This window comes from Citrobacter sp. CK191, assembly GCF_030333435.1.
GTDB classification, from domain to species: domain Bacteria; phylum Pseudomonadota; class Gammaproteobacteria; order Enterobacterales; family Enterobacteriaceae; genus Citrobacter_B; species Citrobacter_B koseri.
Genome location: NZ_JAOWFX010000033.1, coordinates 1 through 18616, shown reverse-complemented (window position 1 = coordinate 18616; position 18616 = coordinate 1). Strand labels below are relative to the sequence as shown.

The window sequence follows — 18616 nt, the reverse complement described above, 5'->3', positions numbered from 1 at the left end:
AAAAACCAGCATTTGTTGAAATAGCCGCATATTCTACCCGTTATCCTCTGACACGCCAAACCACTGATGATACCAACGAGGTAAAATTTGCTCCCGTAAACCTCGTATGCGCCAGCCTTGCGGGGAAAAATCCACCGAAATTTGCCCCTGATGCGGGGTATCCAGCCACTGATAACCTTGTTGTTGATAGCGCTGTTGTACCTTCCAGGAAGGCAGATGCCAGGTGTTGTAGCGCGATGCCGACGCCAGCGCGGCCAGGCCCTCAACCCGTTGAATTAACGCTAATGACGACGATGTATTACTGCCATGATGCGGAACCTGAATGATTGTCGCCTGCAAATGCCGCCAATAACGACTTAGCATTTTTTGTTCAGCCGGAGATTCAATATCGCCCGTCAGCAAAATACTCTGCTTTCCGTCATCCACTTTAACCACGCAGGAATGGTTGTTGCCCTTTTCCCTGTTTCCTTTAATCGGCCAGTGTGCGCTGAAGGATAGCCCCTGCCACGTCCACTGCTCCGCACGAAAGCACGGCAGATGGCCCTTCCAGCCTAATGGGCTTCGTATCCAGAGCGAAGGCCACGCCTTCTGTAATGATGACAGGCCACCCCGATGATCCAGATGTTCATGGCTCAGGATAATCCCCTCAGGTTCCAGATTGTGCCAGCGTAGCCAGGGAATGATGAGCTGCTGTGCGCTATCGCCATCCGGCCAGGCGCGTCCCGTATCATAAAGTATCGCTTTCCCGTTATGCGCAATAACCATCGCCAGCCCCTGTCCGACATCCAGCATATGAACCTGCCACGCCTCCGTGCGCGGCGTACGCCATAACGGCCAGCTCAGCAGCAACACGCCAGACAAACAGATCACCGGGTAAGTTCGCCAGGCATTCAATCGCCACGCCATAAGCGTTAACCAGGGAGCCAAAGACAGGTATTGCCAGCGATAATCAATATTAATCCACCCTTCCGGCAGACTTTTCAGCGCCCGGAACAACACGTCCAGAGAGGCGTCAGCCAGCGCCCAGAGGCCTTCTTCAGCCATCAGCGGCCCGATCAAATGGCCGATCATTCCCGCCAGTATCAGTGGTACAGAGATAAATGTAACCAAAGGAACAGCAAACAGATTCGCCAGAAAAGAGGTCACACTTACGCCATGAAAAAGCGCTATTTGCACAGGTAAGAGCAGAAGCGTAATGCCCAACTGTAAGTGAACGAGGTCCAACGCGACTTTCCCTGCCCAAGGCAACGCCCAGGCCGGTACAGGAAACCACTGATACCAGAAAATAAGCGCAGCGACGGCAAAGGCCGAAAGCCACAGACTTTGCGACAGAACAGCAATCGGATCGGCAATCACTATTGCCGCCAGACAGCAGAACCAGACCTCCCAACCGCTCCATTGCCGACCGCTCAGCTTCAGTAATCCCCACGCCGCCAACGCCACAACCGTACGCAACGCGGGGGGTTGTAACCCCGTGAGCCAGGCATAAAACGTCGCGCACACAATCCCTCCCACTAACGGCGTTTGCCAGTGAATCCACCGGGTGGGAAGTAAAAATTGCGCGCCACGAATCAATCCTCCGGCCAGCAGTGCGGCAAAGGCGATATGCAACCCTGAAATGGCCATCAGGTGCGCCGTACCAGTATCGCGCATAATATTTTTGACCTCTTGCGATACTGATAAACGCTCGCCCATGCCTAATGCCAGGATAACCTGCTGCCAGGGGTAGCGCGCCAGCGTGGTATTGAGGGAGGCAAGATAACGCGCGCGTAAACTACATGACGATTCGATGACCGTCGCATGCAGAAACCGGCCGCTCAGAGGCTGATGTTGCGTGAGCGCATAACGCTGGCTATCAAATCCCCCCTCATTAAGCTGACCATGCACGGCACGGACTTTTAGTTTCATCGCCCAACGTTGACCTGCACACACCTCGCCGGGCAAATATTGCCCATAAAGAACAACGCCCACCGAGGGAAACAGGCGTTTCCCCTGTACATGGGTAATTTGCCCGTAATGTGTGGTGGCATGATCGGTCGCCGTAATTTGCACCACGGCTTCTTGTGTTGCGCCAGGCAAGGTATTACCCGGCCAGACGGCTTGCTTTGCAGCAAGTATTCCCCAGAGAAAAAACAGCAGGGTCAAGCGGGCGTACTGCGTATATTTATATGGAACAAAGGACAGCGCGCAGGTAAAACAAAATATGCCAATGAGACACAACGAACCGGGAAGTACAGGTAAGAATATTAGCGGAAGAATTCCGCATAATGCACACACGCTGACCGTTGTTATTTTCATAGATACCTCCCTGTTACAGGAAGTGTGCAGATTTAGCTAACGTTTGTCTGGCGACAATTTGTAGTTATTCGGCGCAAATTCCGTGGTTTTCGCGTTGGGAATGCAAGATGCACATAAAAATGCGAGAGGCTTTCCAGTTACGCCTACGAGAACGCATCTGTAGATCTGATAAGCGTAGCGCCATCAGGCGTAGGTTTATGCCAGATGGTGGGGTTGAAGTCTCTTTTCCGGTCGGAACGCAGAAATGAAAAAAGCACCTTTCAGGTGCTTTTTTCTGGATCAAGTTTTTCGTTAAAACTTAACCGTAAATATTGGCGCGATCGCGCAGTTCTTTACCCGGCTTAAAGTGCGGAACATACTTTCCTTCCAGTTCTACTTTATCGCCAGTCTTCGGGTTACGTCCGGTACGAGGTGCGCGGTAGTGCAAAGAAAAGCTGCCGAAACCGCGGATTTCAATACGCTCGCCCTGCGCAAGAGTCGAGGCCATATGTTCCAGCATCTCTTTTACTGCATCTTCAACCGCTTTCGCGGGAATGTGAGATTGCTGGGTTGCAAGTCTTTCAATCAATTCTGACTTGGTCATGATTCCTCCGGTTCCTGTAAGCAAATTGGCTGCTGCTGTTGTTGCATTGATTAAGGGCGGCCGTAGCCGCCCTTAGTGCTTGATTACAGGACGAATCTTGTAATCTGTCAAGTAAACTCATCAAACTTCGGGATAAAACACCCGAAGTTTCAGAGAATTACTCGCCTTTAGCTGCTTTGAAAGCTTCAGCCATTGCGTTGTTGGAGAAGTTTGCATCTTCCTGTTTGTTAACAGTTGCGATTGCATCTTTCTCGTCAGCTTCGTCTTTCGCACGAACAGACAGGCTGATTGCGCGGTTTTTACGATCAACGCCGGTGAATTTAGCTTCAACTTCGTCGCCAACGCTCAGAACCAGAGTCGCATCTTCAACGCGGTCACGGGATGCTTCAGAAGCACGCAGGTAACCTTCAACGCCGTCAGCCAGTTCTACGGTTGCGCCTTTAGCGTCAACAGCAGTAACTTTACCGGTTACGATAGCGCCTTTCTTGTTCAGAGCAACCCAGTTGTTGAACGGATCTTCTGCAAGCTGTTTAACGCCCAGGGAGATACGCTCACGCTCTGCGTCAACTTGCAGAACAACTGCTGCGATTTCGTCGCCTTTTTTGTATTCACGAACTGCTTCTTCGCCTGCAACGTTCCAGGAGATGTCAGACAGGTGAACCAGGCCGTCGATGCCGCCGTCCAGGCCGATGAAGATACCGAAGTCAGTGATAGACTTGATTTTACCTTCAACACGGTCGCCCTTGTTGTGGGTTTCCGCAAACTGCTGCCACGGGTTGGATTTACACTGTTTCAGACCCAGGGAGATACGACGACGTTCTTCGTCGATATCCAGAACCATAACTTCCACTACATCGCCAACGTTAACAACTTTGGACGGGTGGATGTTTTTGTTGGTCCAATCCATTTCGGAAACGTGAACCAGGCCTTCAACACCTTCTTCGATTTCAACGAAGCAGCCGTAGTCGGTCAGGTTGGTCACGCGACCAGTCAGTTTGGTACCTTCTGGATAACGCTTAGCGATAGCTACCCACGGATCTTCGCCCAGCTGTTTCAGGCCCAGAGATACACGAGTACGCTCGCGGTCGAACTTCAGCACTTTAACAGTGATTTCGTCGCCAACGTTTACGATTTCGCTCGGATGCTTAACGCGTTTCCATGCCATGTCGGTGATGTGCAGCAGGCCGTCAACGCCACCCAGATCAACGAATGCACCGTAGTCAGTGAGGTTCTTAACGATACCTTTAACTTCCATGCCTTCTTGCAGGTTTTCCAGCAGCTGATCGCGTTCTGCGCTGTTTTCGGATTCGATAACGGCACGACGGGAAACCACAACGTTGTTGCGCTTCTGATCCAGCTTGATGACTTTGAATTCAAGCTCTTTGCCTTCCAGGTGCAGCGTGTCGCGCACCGGACGAACGTCTACCAGAGAACCTGGCAGGAACGCACGAATACCGTTCAGCTCAACAGTGAAGCCGCCCTTAACTTTGCCGTTGATAACACCGGTAACAGTTTCAGCATCTTCGTAAGCTTTTTCCAGCGTGATCCAGGCTTCGTGACGTTTCGCTTTTTCACGGGACAGCAGGGTTTCGCCGAAGCCGTCTTCTACTGCATCCAGAGCAACGTCAACTTCGTCGCCAACCTGGATTTCCAGTTCGCCCTGGGCGTTTTTGAACTGCTCAGCCGGAATGGCGGATTCAGATTTCAGACCAGCGTCAACCAGTACGATATCTTTATCAATAGCAACAACAACGCCGCGAACGATGGAACCCGGGCGGGTTTCGATTTCTTTTAAGGACTCTTCAAAGAGTTGAGCAAAAGATTCAGTCATGTTTAATCTTCAGGTTTCATATTTAACGTCCACCTGGCTCCATGCCGGATGGGGTTGTTTCACATACCCACTGTCAATCCATTGCAGCGGGGGTACTAAAAATTCGGTCGCACTTAAGCGAGTGCCAGTTTTTGGCGCGCGTATTGTAACGCTTTTTCAATCACTTGCTCAATGCTTAATCGGGTAGAATCCAGAACTAAAGCATCGGCAGCAGGAACCAGCGGCGCGACAGCGCGATTACGATCGCGGTCGTCACGTTCCTTTATCTCGGCCAAAAGGCGTTCAAAGTTAACACTAAAGCCCTTCTCCTGCAACTGTAGCATACGGCGGTGAGCGCGTTCTTCAGAAGACGCATCCAGGAAAATTTTTACTGGCGCATCAGGGAATACCACCGTTCCCATGTCGCGGCCGTCGGCAATCAACCCTGGCGCATCGCGAAACGCACGCTGGCGGCGCAAAAGCGCTTCGCGCACGCGCGGGAACGCAGCGACCTGAGATGCCGCGTTCGCGACTTCTTGCGTGCGGATTTCCCCGCTCACATCTTCCCCTTCCAGAATGACTTCCAGATTGCCATTGGTTGAGACAAAACGAACATCCAGATGAGACGCAAGCGGTACAAGAGCGTCTTCAGAGGTGACATCAACATGATGATGTAAGGCCGCCAGCGCCAGTACACGATAAATCGCGCCCGAGTCCAGCAGATGCCATTGCAATGCTTCCGCCATTGCCTTGCACAAGGTGCCTTTACCTGCACCGCTTGGGCCATCAATGGTAATTACCGGGGCAATTGCCGTCATCTTTTTCTCCTTAAACAGGCATACCGTTAACGTGAACGCCGCGCATTATACGCGCCAACGCTCACAATCGTTATCTTTGTATGCAAAAACCCATTTTGTCTGTCATCAGATGAGGAAGATTTGCGCAATTATAGCGGGCTGGCGAAGAGCCAGCCCAAAAGATGACAATGTTTTACTTTTATCAGGCAGGCGTACTAATACGCGCCAGTTGTTCGAAGTAATCCGGGAAGGTTTTAGCGGTACATTTCGGATCGAGAATCGTCACCGGCGTATCCGACAACGCGACCAGCGAGAAACACATCGCCATACGGTGATCGTTATAGGTGCCGATTTCGGCAAACTGCAACTGAGCCGGTGGCGTGATACGAATGAAATCATTCCCCTCTTCCACTTCAGCGCCGACTTTACGCAGTTCCGTCGCCATCGCAAACAGGCGGTCAGTCTCTTTCACACGCCAGTTATAGATATTACGCAGCGTGGTGGTGCCTTTAGCAAACAACGCCGCCGTGGCGATGGTCATCGCCGCATCCGGGATATGGTTCATGTCCATATCCACAGCGTTCAGTTCACCGCGCGTACAGGCAATGAAGTCATCGCCCCAGGTGATGGTGGCGCCCATCGTCTCCAGTACGTCGGCAAAGCGGATATCGCCCTGCATACTGTTGCGGCCAATCCCCGTCACTTTTACCGTTCCGCCTTTAATGGCGCCAGCGGCAAGGAAATAAGAAGCGGATGACGCGTCGCCTTCCACCAGATATTGACCCGGTGAACGATACTGCTGCTCCCCTTTCACCACAAAACGCTGGTAATTCTGGTTCTCAACCTCAACGCCGAATGTTTTCATCAGGTTCAGCGTGATGTCGATATACGGTTTGGACACCAGATCGCCTTTAATTGCGATCGTCGTATCCTGCGGCGCAAGCGGCGCGGTCATCAGCAGCGCGGTGAGGAACTGACTGGAAACGCTGCCATCAACCTCAACGTGACCGCCGCTAAAACCGCCGCGCAGACGCAGAGGCGGATAGTTTTCCTGCTCCAGATAATCAATCTTCGCACCGCCCTGACGCAGCGCATCGACCAGATGGCCGATCGGGCGCTCTTTCATGCGAGGCTCACCGGTCAGCACGATATCATTTGCCCCCAGGCACAGCGCGGCGGCAAGCGGACGCATCGCCGTTCCCGCATTGCCCAGGAACAGTTCCAGCGCGCCTTCGGCATGTAATACGCCGCCCTGCCCGGTAATTTCACAGCGGGTACGGTCGGCGGAAAGGGTATAACTGACCCCCAACGCACTCAGCGCGTTCAGCATATGGCGAACATCATCGCTGTCCAGCAGGTTTGTCAGAACAGTGGTGCCGCTTGCTAATGCCGCCAGTAACAAAGCGCGATTCGAAACACTCTTGGAGCCAGGCAGATTAATGGTGCCATCGACCCGCGCGATGGGTTGTAACGTCAGGGATTCCATGAAACTCAACTCTCAAAAACAGAAATAAAAACCCCACAGGCTGGCTGTGGGGATGAAAAAAGAAAACGAATTAGCCGTGGCGACGCTCGAAATCGACCATGAAATCCGTCAACGCCTTCACGCCTTCAAGCGGCATTGCGTTATAGATAGAGGCGCGCATTCCGCCCACCACGCGATGGCCTTTCAGCGCATGCAGACCCGCAGCGAAAGACTCCTCCAGGAAGACTTTATCAAGCGCGCTGTCCGCTAGCTGGAAAGGCACATTCATACGTGAACGATTCGATTTCGCCACATCGTTACGGTAGAAATCACTGTTATCAATCACGCCATACAGCAGTTCTGCTTTTTGCTGATTGATTTTGTTCATCGCCGCAACGCCGCCCTGCGCTTTCAGCCATTTGAACACCAGGCCAGAAAGATACCAGGCAAAGGTCGGCGGGGTATTGAACATCGAGTCGTTGTCGTTCAGCACGGTGTAATCAAGGATAGACGGGCAAGCGATGTTCGCTTTACCTAACAGATCTTCACGCACGATCACAATTGTCAGCCCCGCCGGGCCGATGTTTTTCTGCGCCCCGGCGTAGATCACGCCATAACGCGACACATCCAGCGGCGCGGAAAGAATTGTGGATGAGAAATCCGCAGCTACAACGACATCCGAACCAAAATTCGGCGTTTCATCAATTGCGATGCCGTCGATAGTTTCGTTCGGGCAATAATGAACGTAAGCGGCGTTATCAGAAAGCTGCCACTCGCTCATCGGTTTGACCGCACGCAGACCGTCAACCGTGACTTTGGCGTCAATCACGTTTGGCGAACAGTATTTTTTCGCTTCTTTGATGGCGCTGGCCGCCCAGTAACCGGCATCAACGTAATCCGCCGACGTTTTATCGCCCAGAATATTTAACGGAATTCCCGCAAACTGCCCACGACCGCCGCCGTGGCAGAACAATACTTTGTAGTTGGAGGGGATGCTAAGGAGATCGCGAAAATCCTGTTCCGCTTCCTCTGCGACCTGGATAAATTCTTTGCCGCGGTGGCTAATTTCCATTACTGACGTACCAAGACCGTGCCAGTCACGCAGATCCTGTTGAGCCAGTTTAAGCACTTCCGCCGGTAGCATTGCCGGACCTGAACTAAAATTGAAGACCTGAGCCATTTCCCCTCACCACGTTGCGTTATTATCGCCTCAACACCCGGACGTCTGCGCAAGGCAGGACGACGGATATTGGGTATAAGTTATTCCTGTGGATATCGGTTTTATCATTCAGTGACACGCGCCGCAATGGGTAAAACTCATCAGGCCAAAAATGCGCGCTACGTCACACAACAGAATCTATCGGATTGACGACATAAAACCGATAGATTCGCTGTCAGGTAGCCCGTTTTACCCGGCTGGCCTTCGACCATTCTGGATTTGCGCCGCGCGGGCGTCATTGACGATCCCCGGCATTCACAGGAACGACGCTACTACGCACTTTTATTTACGCTGCCGGGGCGGCGGCGATAGCGCCGTCAACATAAAACCCGTATCATTGCGCGCTTTCCGTACGACAAAAGTGATTTTCATGACGCAAACATTTATCCCCGGCAAAGACGCCGCCCTGGAAGATTCCATCGCTCGCTTCCAGCAAAAACTGCTCGACCTCGGTTTTCATATTGAAGAGGCCTCCTGGCTGAATCCGGTGCCTAACGTCTGGTCTGTGCATATTCGCGACAAAGAGTGCGCGTTGTGCTTTACCAACGGCAAAGGCGCAACCAAAAAAGCCGCGCTGGCTTCCGCGCTGGGTGAATATTTTGAGCGTCTGTCCACCAACTATTTCTTCGCCGATTTCTGGCTGGGTGAAACCATCGCCAATGGCCCGTTCGTGCATTATCCGAATGAAAAATGGTTCCCGCTAACCGATGACGACGCCCTGCCGGAAGGGTTACTGGATGACCGTCTGCGCGCGTTCTACGACCCGGAAAACGAGCTGGCTGGAAGCATGCTTATCGATCTGCAATCCGGTAACGAAGATCGCGGTATCTGCGGCCTGCCGTTTACCCGCCAGTCTGATAATCACACCGTGTATATTCCGATGAACATTATCGGCAACCTGTACGTTTCCAACGGAATGTCGGCCGGTAACACCCGCAACGAAGCGCGTGTGCAGGGTTTGTCTGAAGTGTTCGAACGTCATGTTAAAAACCGCATCATCGCCGAAAGCATTAGCCTGCCGGAAATTCCAGCCGATGTGCTGGCACGCTACCCGGCAGTGGTAGAGGCCATCGCTAAGCTGGAGGCGGAAGGTTTCCCAATCTTCGCTTATGACGGCTCGCTGGGCGGTCAGTATCCGGTTATCTGCGTCGTCCTGTTCAACCCGGCCAACGGCACCTGCTTCGCCTCCTTCGGCGCGCATCCTGATTTCGGCGTTGCGCTGGAGCGTACCGTCACCGAGCTGTTGCAAGGCCGTGGGCTGAAAGATCTTGATGTCTTTACCCCGCCAACGTTCGACGACGAAGAAGTGGCTGAACACACCAACCTTGAGACGCACTTCATTGACTCCAGCGGTTTGATCTCCTGGGATCTGTTCAAGCAGGATGCCGACTACCCGTTTGCTGACTGGAGTTTCTCCGGCACCACGGAAGAAGAGTTCGCCACGCTGATGGCAATCTTCAATGCGGAAGATAAAGAGGTCTATATTGCCGACTATGAGCACCTCGGCGTTTATGCTTGCCGCATTATTGTGCCGGGCATGTCTGATATTTATCCGGCAGAAGATCTGTGGCTCGCCAACAACAGCATGGGCAGCCATCTGCGCGAAACCCTCCTCGCCCTGCCGGGCAGCGCATGGGAGAAAGAGGCTTACCTCAATCTGATTGAACAATTAGATGAAGGAGGCTTTGATGACTTTACCCGCGTGCGCGAGTTACTTGGCCTGGCGACAGGCCCGGATAATGGCTGGTATACCCTGCGCATCGGTGAGCTTAAAGCAATGCTGGCGCTGGCTGGCGGCGATCTGGAGCAAGCGCTGATCTGGACAGAGTGGACGATGGAATTCAACGCCTCCATCTTTAGCGCTGAACGTGCGAACTACTACCGCTGTCTGCAAACGCTGCTGCTTCTGGCGCAGGAAGAAGACCGCGAACCGCTGCAATACCTGAATGCTTTCGTTCGGATGTATGGCGCCGAAGCTGTTGAAGCGGCCAGCGCGGCACTGAGTGGCGAAGCGGCATTTTATGGGCTGCAAGCGGTTGATAGCGATCTGCATGCTTTCGCCTCACATCAGTCTCTGCTGAAAGCCTATGAGAAATTGCAGCGCACCAAGGCCGCTCACTGGTCAAAATAGAAGCGAATAACCTACTGTAGGTAGGTTTAAACAATCGACTGAGCTATATTACGGGGCGCTTTATGCGCCCTGTTTTTTTATTTTTTTGGCAAACGAAAATAAATGTAATAACAAGGTTAAATATTGGTAGTTGATATTACAAATATTAATGTGCTGGTGTTACTTTATTTGCCAATTACTCCATTTTAATTAACTGCCACCGGGGAGGCTCAGCGAAAAAATTCAACTCACTTTATAATTTTTAAAATTTATTTTTATTTGGATAATCAAATATTTACACCGCAATCGCGTAAAAACCACGCATCTTGCGGGCCTATAAGCCAGGCGAGATATGATCTATATCAAATTCTCATCTATAATGCTTTGTTAGTATCTCGTCGCCGACTTAATAAAGAGAGAGTTAGTGTGAAAGCTGACAACCCTTTTGATCTATTACTCCCTGCTGCAATGGCCAAAGTGGCCGAAGAGGCAGGTGTCTATAAAGCAACGAAACATCCGCTGAAGACTTTCTATCTGGCGATTACCGCGGGTGTGTTCATTTCCATTGCCTTTGTTTTCTATATCACCGCCACAACCGGTACAGGCACAATGCCTTTTGGTATGGCGAAACTGGTTGGAGGCATCTGCTTCTCGCTGGGGCTGATTCTCTGTGTTATCTGCGGCGCAGATCTTTTCACATCAACAGTGCTGATTGTTGTCGCGAAAGCGAGCGGCCGAATCACATGGGGCCAACTGGCAAAAAACTGGCTCAACGTTTATTTTGGTAACCTGATCGGTTGTCTGCTCTTTGTGTTGTTGATGTGGCTTTCCGGCGAGTATATGACCGCCAACGGCGGATGGGGGCTTAACGTCCTGCAAACCGCCGACCACAAGATGCATCATACTTTTATTGAAGCTGTCTGCCTGGGTATCCTGGCTAACCTAATGGTTTGCCTGGCCGTGTGGATGAGCTACTCGGGCCGTAGCCTGATGGACAAAGCGTTTATCATGGTATTGCCCGTCGCCATGTTTGTTGCCAGCGGTTTTGAGCACAGCATCGCAAACATGTTTATGATTCCGATGGGGATTGTAATCCGTGACTTCGCCACACCGGAATTCTGGGCCGCAGTGGGCTCCAGTCCGGAAAGTTTTTCTCACCTGACCGTGATGAATTTCATCACCGATAACCTGATTCCGGTCACAATCGGTAACATTATCGGCGGCGGTTTATTGGTCGGGTTGACATACTGGGTCATTTACCTGCGTGGCGACGATCATCATTGCTGATGAGCGTTATACGCAGTAAATAAAAAATCCACTTAAGAAGGTAGGTGTTACATGTCCGAGCTTAATGAAAAGTTAGCCACAGCCTGGGAAGGTTTTACCAAAGGTGACTGGCAGAATGAAGTAAACGTCCGTGACTTCATTCAGAAAAACTACACTCCGTACGAGGGTGATGAGTCCTTCCTGGCTGGCGCGACGAATGCGACCACTGCACTGTGGGACAGCGTAATGGAAGGCGTTAAACAGGAAAACCGCACTCACGCGCCTGTTGACTTTGACACCTCCGTTGCTTCTACCATCACTTCTCACGACGCTGGCTACATCAATAAAGCGCTTGAGAAAATCGTTGGTCTGCAAACTGAAGCTCCGCTGAAACGTGCGATCATCCCGTTCGGTGGTATCAAAATGGTTGAAGGTTCCTGCAAAGCGTACAATCGCGAGCTGGACCCGATGCTGAAAAAAATCTTCACCGAATACCGCAAAACCCACAACCAGGGTGTATTCGATGTTTATACCAAAGACATTCTGAACTGCCGTAAATCCGGTGTTCTGACTGGTCTGCCGGATGCGTATGGCCGTGGCCGTATCATCGGTGACTACCGTCGCGTTGCGCTGTACGGTATCGACTTCCTGATGAAAGACAAATACGCCCAGTTCGTCTCTTTGCAGTCTGACCTGGAAAACGGCGTAAACCTGGAAGCGACTATCCGTCTGCGTGAAGAAATTGCTGAACAGCACCGCGCGCTGGGTCAGATCAAAGAGATGGCGGCTAAATATGGCTGCGATATCTCTGGTCCGGCTACCAACGCTCAGGAAGCTATCCAGTGGACCTACTTCGGCTACCTGGCCGCTGTTAAGTCTCAGAACGGCGCAGCAATGTCCTTCGGTCGCGTATCCACCTTCCTGGATGCGTACATCGAACGTGATATCAAAGCAGGCAAAATCACCGAACAAGACGCACAGGAAATGATTGACCACCTGGTCATGAAACTGCGTATGGTTCGCTTCCTGCGTACGCCGGAATACGATGAACTGTTCTCTGGCGACCCGATTTGGGCAACTGAATCTATCGGCGGTATGGGCGTTGACGGCCGTACTCTGGTTACCAAAAACAGCTTCCGCTTCCTGAACACCCTGTACACCATGGGTCCGTCTCCTGAGCCGAACATCACCGTTCTGTGGTCTGAAAAACTGCCGCTGAACTTCAAGAAATTCGCCGCTAAAGTGTCCATCGACACCTCTTCTCTGCAATACGAGAACGATGACCTGATGCGTCCAGACTTCAACAACGATGACTACGCTATTGCTTGCTGCGTAAGCCCGATGGTTGTTGGTAAACAAATGCAGTTCTTCGGTGCGCGTGCAAACCTGGCGAAAACCATGCTGTACGCAATCAACGGCGGCGTTGATGAAAAACTGAAAATGCAGGTTGGTCCTAAATCTGAACCGATCAAAGGCGACGTTCTGAACTTCGACGAAGTGATGGACCGCATGGATCACTTCATGGACTGGCTGGCTAAACAGTATGTCACCGCGCTGAACGTTATCCACTACATGCACGACAAGTACAGCTACGAAGCCTCTCTGATGGCGCTGCACGACCGTGACGTTATCCGCACCATGGCGTGTGGTATCGCAGGTCTGTCCGTTGCTGCTGACTCCCTGTCTGCAATCAAATATGCGAAAGTTAAACCGATTCGTGACGAAGACGGCCTGGCTGTAGACTTCGAAATCGAAGGCGAATACCCGCAGTTTGGTAACAACGACTCTCGCGTTGATGACATGGCAGTTGACCTGGTAGAACGTTTCATGAAGAAAATTCAGAAACTGACCACTTACCGTGGCGCTATCCCGACTCAGTCTGTTCTGACCATCACTTCTAACGTTGTGTATGGTAAGAAAACCGGTAACACCCCAGACGGTCGTCGTGCTGGCGCGCCATTCGGACCGGGTGCTAACCCAATGCACGGCCGTGACCAGAAAGGTGCTGTTGCCTCTCTGACCTCCGTTGCAAAACTGCCGTTTGCTTACGCTAAAGATGGTATCTCTTACACCTTCTCTATCGTTCCGAACGCTCTGGGTAAAGACGACGAAGTACGTAAAACCAACCTGGCGGGTCTGATGGATGGTTACTTCCACCACGAAGCGTCCATCGAAGGTGGTCAGCACCTGAACGTGAACGTGATGAACCGTGAAATGCTGCTGGACGCGATGGAACACCCGGAAAAATATCCGCAGCTGACCATCCGTGTATCAGGTTACGCAGTACGTTTTAACTCCCTGACGAAAGAACAACAGCAGGACGTTATTACTCGTACCTTCACTCAGACCATGTAATTGGGTTTTGACTGAAATCGTACTGTAAAAAGCGTACAATAAAGGCTCCACGTAAGTGGGGCCTTTTTAACAACTAAGTCTCTTTCGCCAGCTATCTATACTCAATGGATGACTGCCAAAACAGACTCGACACAGTTAATAACTGTGCACTAACACGGCCCCGGATGGGCCACATCTGGAGAAACACCGCAATGTCAGTTATTGGTCGCATTCACTCCTTTGAATCCTGTGGCACCGTTGACGGCCCGGGCATCCGCTTTATTACGTTCTTCCAGGGCTGTCTGATGCGCTGCCTGTATTGCCATAACCGCGATACCTGGGATACGCATGGCGGCAAAGAAGTTACCGTTGAAGATCTGATGAAAGAGGTCGTCACCTACCGCCACTTTATGAACGCATCCGGCGGCGGCGTAACGGCTTCCGGCGGCGAAGCGATCTTACAGGCAGAGTTTGTTCGCGACTGGTTCCGTGCCTGTAAGAAAGAAAGCATCCATACCTGTCTTGATACCAACGGCTTTGTTCGCCGCTACGATCCGGTCATTGATGAACTGCTGGAAGTCACCGACCTGGTGATGCTTGACCTGAAGCAGATGAATGACGAGATTCATCAGAATCTGGTTGGCGTATCCAACCATCGCACGCTGGAGTTCGCCAAATACATCTCCGCAAAGGGCATTAAGACCTGGATTCGCTACGTTGTGGTGCCGGGCTGGTCTGACGATGACGACTCCGCACACCGTCTGGGCGAATTCACCCGCGATATGGGCAACGTTGAAAAAATCGAACTGCTGCCCTATCACGAGTTAGGCAAACACAAATGGGTCGCAATGGGCGAAGAATACAAGCTTGATGGCGTTAAACCGCCGAAGAAAGAAACCATGGAGCGCGTAAAAGGTATTCTTGAGCAGTACGGTCATAAAGTGATGTACTGAGTTATTTTGTCGGTATCGCCGGATGGCGACGCGAAAGCGTCTTATCCGGCCTACAGACTTCATACCTGATCACATAAATTAAACGTGCGCCACAGGGGTCGGCGTATGTCCTGCGTTGCGCAGCAGCATGAGCAAATAAACAAACGAGACGCTGGCAATCATAATAAACAACAAATTATCAGAGTAATTCTGCATCAGCATCGCGGTAAATGACGGCCCCAGCAGGCTGCCTACGGTATAGCTGAGCAGCAACGCCTGGTTCATTGCCACAAGCTGATGACGTTCTACCTTTTCACAAGCCCAGGCCATCGCGACGGGATAGAGCGTAAAGCCTGCCGCCCCCAGAATGAATAAGGCGGGCGCCATCGCAGCCTGAGTCAGCATGGCAATACTGCCGAGAATCACCACAAAGACCTGTACACGCAGCACCAGAAGACGACCAAACTTATCGGCCAGACGACCAATCGGCCATTGGCCTAAAATACCGGCGCTCACCAGCACGGCCATCCAGAAACCGATGCTCGCATTGCTAATCCCCTGATGATTAAGGTACAGCGGCATCAGGCCATACAGCGATCCCAGTACAATCCCGGAAATAATGCACCCGTTTACACCTAACCGCGCCTGACGCAGTCTCAGCATTGACGTAATCGGCGTCGTATCGTGTTCTTCCGACTGCTGGTTCAGGATACGGGTAAAGAGCAGCGGCAAAATGCCCGCCAGAATCATGCTGGTTACCCACGGCAGAACGCTCATTAATTCTGTCGAAACTTTACTGACCAGCAGTTGCCCCAAAAACGTTCCCACGTAATAGACCATCATGTACGCAGCCAGCAACCGCCCACGATTACGGGATGTTCCGCTGCACATCAAAGCGCTTTCCACCACGACCCAAATCATGGCGCAGCCCACGCCGGCAACAAAGCGCCAGGCCAGCCAGCTCCAGAAACCAATCATCATGCCCAGCCCTACGCAACCCGCCGCAAAAATGAGCGAGGCAATATAGTAACTGCGGTTAAAGCCCAGGCGCTTGATTAAATACCCGGTAAGCAACGTCCCAACCAGATTCCCGGTAAAGTAGGACGAACTGACCATACCGACCTGCCAGGTTGCCAGGCTTTCCTGGGCAAGCCACAAGGGGACGAGCGTATTTAATACTGCGATCGCCAGGGTCAACAAAAGCAGGCCGCACAGCAAAAGCATGACGGGCCGGGTATAGATGGACATGGATAAAAACCGTGAGGAAGTTCAAATTTCATGCGCATCATGCCACCAACAAAAACATTGTCAATCTACCCGAATCGCGGCATTACGCGCTTTCCCGCCCTTCGATTTGAAATACTGATTCATGGCATGAAAGAGCAGCGTCTGATAAACATCATGTTATTGTTTTAATTGACCTAAAACAAAACTGCCGCGTTTCGTTCAGTCGAAAAATTTCATGGTTCCTGCAACATCATTTTTCCGGTCTATGCTTTTGGGGAAGACAACACACCGGAATGGCTTTTGATGTAACGCTAACTCTCATCAGGAGAAGATAATGACTAAGCCTTACGTTCGTCTCGATAAAAATGATGCTGCGGTTCTTTTAGTTGATCACCAGGCGGGGCTGCTGTCTCTTGTACGAGACATCGATCCTGACAAATTCAAAAATAACGTTCTCGCACTTGGCGATTTAGCCAAATACTTCAACCTCCCCACCATCCTTACCACCAGTTTCGAAACGGGGCCAAACGGGCCATTGGTGCCGGAATTGAAAGCACAGTTCCCCGATGCCCCCTACATTGCACGCCCCGGAAACATCAACGCGTGGGACAATGAAGATTTCGTGAAAGCCGTTAAGGCGACAGGTAAGAAGCAGCTCATCATTGCGGGGGTTGTCACGGAAGTGTGCGTGGCCTTCCCCGCCCTCTCTGCGATTGAAGAAGGGTTCGATGTGTTTGTCGTGACCGATGCGTCAGGCACCTTTAATGAAATTACCCGTCACTCCGCCTGGGATCGCATGTCGCAGGCTGGCGCACAATTAATGACATGGTTTGGCGTGGCGTGCGAGTTACACCGCGACTGGCGTAATGATATCGAAGGTCTGGCAACGCTGTTCTCTAATCACATTCCTGATTATCGCAATCTGATGACCAGCTACGACACGTTAACTAAGCAGAAGTAAAAGACCAGGGACATATTGCCTGATGGCGCTTCGCTTATCAGGCCTACACGATCCGTAGGCCTGATAAGGCGCGAGCCGCCATCCGGCATATTATGGATTAACTCGCCACCGCCATTCCCACGGTCATATGGAGCCCGTAGAATACGCCGCGACCAATCAGTTCCCCCACCAGCAGCAGGATAAACGCCACCGACAGTAGCGGTACCGCAGGTTGATAACCTTTCAACTGCGGCACAATCCAGCAGCACAGCGCCACGACCAGCACCACAATACGCCAGGCCATCAGCGAACCATAATCCGGTACGAGCGCAGAAGCCTGCTGGATGGAACTATGAATCGTCGCCAGCTCCGCTCCCTGCATCACTGACATAATGGCGCTGACCACCAGTGCGAGAACAGAAATTACGGGCAGCAGACGCATTGCCCAGCCATCGACGCCCGCAATACGCAGCAGCAGATAACCCAGCAACGGCCCCCCCATAAACAGCGTCAGGAAGAAGCCCAGCGGCGTCCAGATGCTGTACCAGGTCGGTATGGTATCAATGCTGTTATACACGCGCACCATCATCCAGACAAAGATAACACCCAGCACGATCGTCACAACCAGCCAGAGATTACGCAGCGCCGGAGAGAGCTTTTTCAGCACCGCCAGTAACCAGCCGATCCCGCCGACGGCAAAAAAGAGCGAGCCGCTGGCAATTTCATTACTCAATGCCGACGAGCCTACGCGGTTCAGCGAATTGAAGGCGCGCATTGGCGACCCCAGATGCAGCATAGACGCGATGAAGCCAATTCCCATTAGCACCCACAGAGCAAACATGCAGGTCAATACACGCTGTTGAGATTCGGTACGCAACTCGCCTTTCATCAGCGCCAGAGCCAGAACGATAAAACCGCCGACCACGCACTGACCAAAAACCGTGAAGATCATCAGCGGCCATTCATGCCATCCACTTCCCATCTTACACCTCCTTCGGATTTGCCAGATAACCCGTGGTATCCCCGGTCGGGCGGCTGTTGGCGTTGGGTTTAATCACAATGTTCGGTCTGGTGAAGTGCGCACCCGGCAGCGGCGCAACGGCCGCCAGCGTGCCATGTTTCTTCCGCAGCTCTTCTATCGGGCCAAAGTCCAGCGCGCGCAGCGGGCAGGACTCGACGCAGATCGGTTTTTTGCCGTCGGCAACGCGGTCATGACAGCCGTCGCATTTGGTCATGTGGCCTTTGGCGGCGTTGTACTGCGGCGCACCGTACGGGCAGGCCATATGGCAGTAGCGACAGCCGATGCAGACGTCCTCATCCACCACCACAAAACCGTCCTCGCGTTTGTGCATCGCGCCGCTCGGGCACACTTTCGTGCAGGCCGGGTCTTCGCAGTGGTTGCAGGAAATGGAAAGATAGTAGGCAAAGACGTTCTGGTGCCAGACGCCGTTGTCCTCCTGCCAGTCACCGCCCGCATATTCATAGATGCGGCGGAAGCTGACGTCCGGGGTTAAATCTTTGTAGTCTTTGCAGGCCAGTTCGCAGGTTTTGCAACCGGTGCAACGACTGGAGTCAATAAAAAATCCATATTGGGTTGTCATCGGTTACTCCTTATACCTTCTCAACCTGAACGAG

At 52.1% G+C, this 18616-nt stretch carries 14 protein-coding genes; 5 read left to right on the top strand and 9 right to left on the bottom strand.

Annotation, left to right across the window (positions count from 1 at the left end; all coding sequences use genetic code 11):
- Nucleotides 1-33 precede the first annotated feature (33 nt).
- The 6 genes from OGV82_RS17370 to serC form a co-directional block, all read right to left on the bottom strand.
- Nucleotides 34-2298 (bottom strand): ComEC family protein, encoded by a 2265-nt coding sequence (locus tag OGV82_RS17370; protein ID WP_101744349.1) that lies wholly within the window; start codon nucleotides 2296-2298, stop codon nucleotides 34-36.
- 298 nt (nucleotides 2299-2596) lie between these two features.
- Nucleotides 2597-2881 carry an integration host factor subunit beta gene (gene ihfB / locus OGV82_RS17365; RefSeq protein ID WP_000167332.1) on the bottom strand — a complete coding sequence of 95 codons (285 nt, stop codon included), beginning with the start codon at nucleotides 2879-2881 and terminating at the stop codon, nucleotides 2597-2599.
- A gap of 157 nt (nucleotides 2882-3038) precedes the next feature.
- Nucleotides 3039-4712, bottom strand: a complete 1674-nt coding sequence (gene rpsA, locus OGV82_RS17360; protein WP_012133016.1) for a 30S ribosomal protein S1 — start codon at nucleotides 4710-4712, stop codon at nucleotides 3039-3041.
- Between the two features lie 113 nt (nucleotides 4713-4825).
- Entirely contained in the window at nucleotides 4826-5509 is a 684-nt protein-coding gene (cmk, locus tag OGV82_RS17355; RefSeq protein WP_012133018.1) for a (d)CMP kinase, read from the bottom strand.
- A gap of 181 nt (nucleotides 5510-5690) precedes the next feature.
- Nucleotides 5691-6974 (bottom strand): 3-phosphoshikimate 1-carboxyvinyltransferase, encoded by a 1284-nt coding sequence (gene aroA / locus OGV82_RS17350; RefSeq protein WP_047457774.1) that lies wholly within the window; start codon nucleotides 6972-6974, stop codon nucleotides 5691-5693.
- A 70-nt stretch (nucleotides 6975-7044) separates the two neighbouring features.
- Nucleotides 7045-8133, bottom strand: a complete 1089-nt coding sequence (gene serC / locus OGV82_RS17345) for a 3-phosphoserine/phosphohydroxythreonine transaminase (RefSeq protein WP_047457777.1) — start codon at nucleotides 8131-8133, stop codon at nucleotides 7045-7047.
- Between the two features lie 409 nt (nucleotides 8134-8542).
- On the opposite strand from serC, the gene ycaO reads away from it, so the two are divergent.
- The 4 genes from ycaO (at nucleotide 8543) to pflA (ending at nucleotide 14835) form a co-directional block, all read left to right on the top strand.
- Nucleotides 8543-10303 carry a 30S ribosomal protein S12 methylthiotransferase accessory factor YcaO gene (gene ycaO, locus OGV82_RS17340; RefSeq protein ID WP_101744348.1) on the top strand — a complete coding sequence of 587 codons (1761 nt, stop codon included), beginning with the start codon at nucleotides 8543-8545 and terminating at the stop codon, nucleotides 10301-10303.
- Between the two features lie 405 nt (nucleotides 10304-10708).
- Nucleotides 10709-11569 carry a formate transporter FocA gene (focA, locus tag OGV82_RS17335; RefSeq protein WP_024130478.1) on the top strand — a complete coding sequence of 287 codons (861 nt, stop codon included), beginning with the start codon at nucleotides 10709-10711 and terminating at the stop codon, nucleotides 11567-11569.
- 51 nt (nucleotides 11570-11620) lie between these two features.
- Nucleotides 11621-13903: a formate C-acetyltransferase gene (pflB, locus tag OGV82_RS17330; RefSeq protein ID WP_012133023.1), complete on the top strand. Its 2283-nt coding sequence runs from the start codon at nucleotides 11621-11623 to the stop codon at nucleotides 13901-13903.
- A 191-nt stretch (nucleotides 13904-14094) separates the two neighbouring features.
- Complete coding sequence (gene pflA, locus OGV82_RS17325) at nucleotides 14095-14835, top strand: pyruvate formate lyase 1-activating protein (protein WP_024130479.1); 741 nt, start codon at nucleotides 14095-14097, stop codon at nucleotides 14833-14835.
- 78 nt (nucleotides 14836-14913) lie between these two features.
- Here the strand turns inward: pflA and OGV82_RS17320 are convergent, their stop codons facing one another.
- Nucleotides 14914-16062: an MFS transporter gene (locus OGV82_RS17320; protein ID WP_047457781.1), complete on the bottom strand. Its 1149-nt coding sequence runs from the start codon at nucleotides 16060-16062 to the stop codon at nucleotides 14914-14916.
- Nucleotides 16063-16375: 313 nt separating this feature from the next.
- On the opposite strand from OGV82_RS17320, the gene ycaC reads away from it, so the two are divergent.
- Nucleotides 16376-17002 carry an isochorismate family cysteine hydrolase YcaC gene (gene ycaC / locus OGV82_RS17315; RefSeq protein ID WP_012133028.1) on the top strand — a complete coding sequence of 209 codons (627 nt, stop codon included), beginning with the start codon at nucleotides 16376-16378 and terminating at the stop codon, nucleotides 17000-17002.
- Nucleotides 17003-17099: 97 nt separating this feature from the next.
- Here the strand turns inward: ycaC and OGV82_RS17310 are convergent, their stop codons facing one another.
- Together OGV82_RS17310 and dmsB are read right to left on the bottom strand one after the other, a co-directional pair.
- A complete protein-coding gene (locus OGV82_RS17310; protein WP_047457784.1) occupies nucleotides 17100-17963 on the bottom strand; it encodes a dimethyl sulfoxide reductase anchor subunit family protein in 864 nt (287 codons plus the stop codon).
- A 1-nt stretch (nucleotide 17964) separates the two neighbouring features.
- Nucleotides 17965-18582, bottom strand: a complete 618-nt coding sequence (gene dmsB / locus OGV82_RS17305) for a dimethylsulfoxide reductase iron-sulfur subunit DmsB (RefSeq protein WP_012132456.1) — start codon at nucleotides 18580-18582, stop codon at nucleotides 17965-17967.
- Nucleotides 18583-18616 lie beyond the last annotated feature (34 nt).